This window comes from Paenibacillus sp. GM1FR (assembly GCF_002803315.1).
Taxonomy (GTDB): Bacteria; Bacillota; Bacilli; order Paenibacillales; family Paenibacillaceae; genus Paenibacillus; species Paenibacillus amylolyticus.
Genome location: NZ_MKZL01000041.1, coordinates 1 through 3983 on the forward strand (window position 1 = coordinate 1; position 3983 = coordinate 3983).

Here is a 3983-nt window from a genome sequence, read left to right on the forward strand (position 1 = left end):
ATACTGTGAATTATGATGGAAAACTTGTTCAGAAAAGCAAAAATATACGAGGTAAAGAAGTTAAGTATCTTGGGAAAGAGGCATTTTGTTCAGAATGTGGGAATGAATTTTTTGTTTCTGATATACGTGATTACAATTTAATTGAATTAGATAAGGCTTTTAGAGAAAGTGATTCATATTGAAAAACCTTGGTTGGAGACGAGAAGAGAGTTAAATGATGTATATTATTGATAAGAATTTAATTAATATTTTTCTGAAGAAATAAAAAACAAATACAGAATGATTACTGTTTCTGATATAAGAGATTATAGTTCTAAATTATTTGAAAGATTAATCATTAAAATATCTCTATGGATTACTGTAAAACACAGGCTAGACTCTAAGTAGTACCTAGTGCACAAAAAACCTGAAGTCAATTTAAAGGCTTCAGGTTTTTTAGAATACTTATCCTTGTATAAGGTGAAACATAAATAAAGGTGCATTTTCCTATTAATAAATGGTTCTAAATCAATAATGCCGAATAAAATTGTCTTGATAACTGGAAGGATGTTATAAACTACTCTTCTGGTTTTCTCTCCAGCTTAATTCACCGTACAATAAGTAGAACATGTTCATTACGCTTACAGGTAACTGTAGCTTAATGAACAAAAAAGGAACTAAGATGTTGAGCTACTTTTGAACCTGCTTCAGTCCTCAAAGCGATGAGCCGATATCGAGGACCAAACATAGCTTATGAAAGTATCTTAACATAAAGTAATTAATTCGATTCTTTCATAAGTTAATTAAGAAAAGGGCAGTTAATCAGACTAACCCATTTCACTAGATGATGGTCAACCAATCTAAACTTGACTTATGGTATTCAAACATAAGGACTTTAGAAGGGATATATTTCTAAATCATATATTCTATGTTATGATTTGTAGGTAAATAGAACCATTAGAAATAACTTTAAGCTTAGTTTTAGAAAAAATACTGAGTAATAATAAAAATCAAACTCTAAGAAAAGGTGGACTAGTGGCACGAAAACAAAAACTGTGTACTACTTTATAAGACGTGTTTGCTGAAAAAATAAACATTGGGTAGGTATAAGGAAATGAAAGAGCGACGTCTAATTTTTGATCGAGAGATCATAGTTATGGTTTTATCTTGTCTGATTATTGTTGGTGCTTGTTTCGGATACATAGGATACAAAGCTTTGAAGGAAAGAAACAATGATAAAAAATTTGCGGAATCTATAGAGAGCTGGTTTGAAACTGAAGCCAAAAACAAATTTGACTTACTTTTAAATTTTGAATGTGACGAGTCAAGGAGTGACTGTACAAATTTAAAGTTGAAGGTGAAAGATAACTTCAACTCTTTTTCCGTTGTTGAAAAATATGACTATATCACTGAGATTGATAGGGAATTCAAATCTAAAAGAGTACAATTTCTAGTGGATTCAAAAAAAATAGAAAATACTATGTCTGCTCTGGATAGGGTGCATAATCCATCTATTGTTCTGGCTACTTCGACAAACGAGTTTGAATACCATGGTACCCTGGGTAACCTGACAGAAGTCAATGGAAAAGAGTATACATGGAATGAAATTTCCGAATTAAGAAAAGAAGATAATTCTAAAAAAGAATCGGATGAAAATAATGAGAGTAAATTTACTTCCCAGAAAAACAAAAAATATAATGCAGAAGATTATAACTATGAAGGTGAATACAAACCAGTAGATCAGATGACGCATGAAGAAAAGAGAGAGGAATTAATAGAAATGTTGGAGAGAGCAATTTCCCAATGAAACATGTGGAGATCTATTCTCTCTGGTTTTAAAAAGCTGTTGGCTAACATAGCGGTCTTGTTTCTCGGAGCTGTGGGTGTGGCTGAAAAACGGGGTATATTTCGTCTGCCCTTTGTGTCGCAGGCCGCATAAATTTGCTTTTATGACGTATAAAGCAAAAGACCTCCTCTGTAAGCAGAACGACTAGCAAAGCACGATATTACGTACGGAGTAAATAGTGGATGAGCTGGATCTCTTGACTGTTTATACCCCGCGGGATGTTGGGAAGTACACTATTCCAACGCAAAAATAGCTCGAACTATTGCCATCTCAATCATGAATAATAACCGTCCTAGGAACTCCGATTCGATATTGCGGCTGCCTTGGCTTTTATTTCATGTTCTGTAACAACTATTAGACCGATGGGATTCGATCTGAACTTCTACGACGTAACCAAGCACTGGTATCAGGGGCAAGTGCATTGAGCCTGTTTTGGTTAAGCGAATAGTTGATGGAGTATTTTGAGAGAGTATTAATTTTTCATAGATGATCTACCAAATAGAAATTAAACATAGTGGGGGACTATTTAGTGTATAAGAAATTAGGTTGTTTTATCTTCTTACTTTTATTGCTTGTGGGTTGTTCAAATGATACCGGTGACACGGACAAGGTTCCAGCATTATTTCAAGCCGTCTATGACAATGATTTAGCAAAGGTAAAGGAGCTCACCAAGTCAAATGATGGATCAATAAATAACCTGTACAAGGGGTCTACAGTTCTCCATGCTGCTATATATAACTTGGATATAGAAATGATAGAAGGTTTAGTAGAAGCGGGTGCTGACTTTACTTTAAAAGATGAATATGGCGAGACTCCATTCTTTCTTGCCTCTGATCTAGCCAATATCAAAGCAATTAAATACTTTTTGGGTAAAGGCGCAGATCCAAATGAAAGAAATCAAGAAGGGGATACTCCTCTAATAAGATTTGCTGTTCGTGGTAATATACCGATCGATGTGTTTCTTGATACGATGGATATCATGGTTGAGTCAGGGGCAGACCTGACAATAAAGAATAATCAAGGCGAGACCTTGCTTTCAAAGATTGAATCAATGGTTGATTCAAAGGAGATACTTCACCAAATAGAAGACCACATGGCTAGTTATTAAATTTGGAGGAACACCCTTTGTGGCCCCCTAATTTTGGAATGAATTAAATCATGTTTACTTGTCAAATGAGCTAAACGGAATTGAGGGTTCATTTGAAGCATCAAGGCAGCAGATCTCAACATGATCGGCTGCTTTTTAACTAACCATGGATAGTTTAATGTTTCTGCTGCAACATCCATGCGTACAATTGACTCAACCATATAAGAGATGGTTAAACACTCAACAACAAGCTGATGAATCTTAATATTCTGCTAAGTGGCTTTGCATCTTATTGAACTGTTAAATGTGGATTGAGATATATAAAATATTCAAAATCTGAATTTCTTTTTATTGAAAATTGCTATGTATCATTCTAGGTGAATTGATTTATCTCAAAAGTAAACAAACACGCCTCAGATTTGGGCGAGAAAACATCAATTTTCATTTTTTATGGACTATTATGTAGTTATAGAAGCATCCCACAAATGGACATGGATTCAAATAAAACAATAAAATCTCCTAGAACGACCATGGAGAGAAATGAAAGAGTGAGTATATGGCATACACTTACAGAATCCCCTAACGAGAAAGCCCAATTCTTTAGATGTGGGATGAAAGTGAGGTCGGATACGGAGTAGCACTATTGTGATGCTTCAAGTATCCGAAATGTCTGCGTTCTTAATTTTTTTAGCTCGTTTCAATTCATTTATTAAACTGATACAAATAGATATGAATGAATATAGAAGAACAAACACAACCGTATCTTTGTTTAACTATCATTTTGTGTTCTGCCCACGATACAGAAGAAAGATATTTCTCAAATTAGAGGTAGAACAGCGCTTCAAGGAACTGGTGCATGAGGTATGTGCAGAGCTTAACATTGTGATTGTTGCCATGGAGTGCGACAAAGACCATACACATATGTTTCTCAATGCACTTCCAACATTAATCCCTGCTGATATCATGGCAAAAATAAAAGGAGTCACATCAAAAAAACTACGAGAAGAGTTTCCACACCTTCTGCATTTGCCCAGTTTGTGGACACGTTCCTATTTTGTTTCTACCGCTGGA

At 34.8% G+C, this 3983-nt stretch carries 3 protein-coding genes and 1 pseudogene; all 4 read left to right on the forward strand.

Annotated features, from left to right (window positions below):
• A pseudogene (locus tag PAEAM_RS32130) lies at positions 1–182 on the forward strand (hypothetical protein); the annotation flags it as partial.
• 911 nt (positions 183–1093) lie between these two features.
• Entirely contained in the window at positions 1094–1786 is a 693-nt protein-coding gene (locus PAEAM_RS22445; protein ID WP_100529046.1) for a hypothetical protein, read from the forward strand.
• A gap of 568 nt (positions 1787–2354) precedes the next feature.
• Positions 2355–2933: an ankyrin repeat domain-containing protein gene (locus tag PAEAM_RS22450; protein ID WP_165790020.1), complete on the forward strand. Its 579-nt coding sequence runs from the start codon at positions 2355–2357 to the stop codon at positions 2931–2933.
• A 708-nt stretch (positions 2934–3641) separates the two neighbouring features.
• The coding region (gene tnpA / locus PAEAM_RS22455; protein WP_100529048.1) for an IS200/IS605 family transposase at positions 3642–3983 on the forward strand (342 nt) is incomplete at its 3' end.

Coding starts and splice junctions, on each gene's coding strand:
- PAEAM_RS22445 (WP_100529046.1), top strand. CDS start 1,094: ATGAAAGAGCGACGTCTAATTTTTGATCGAGAGATCATAGTTATGGTT.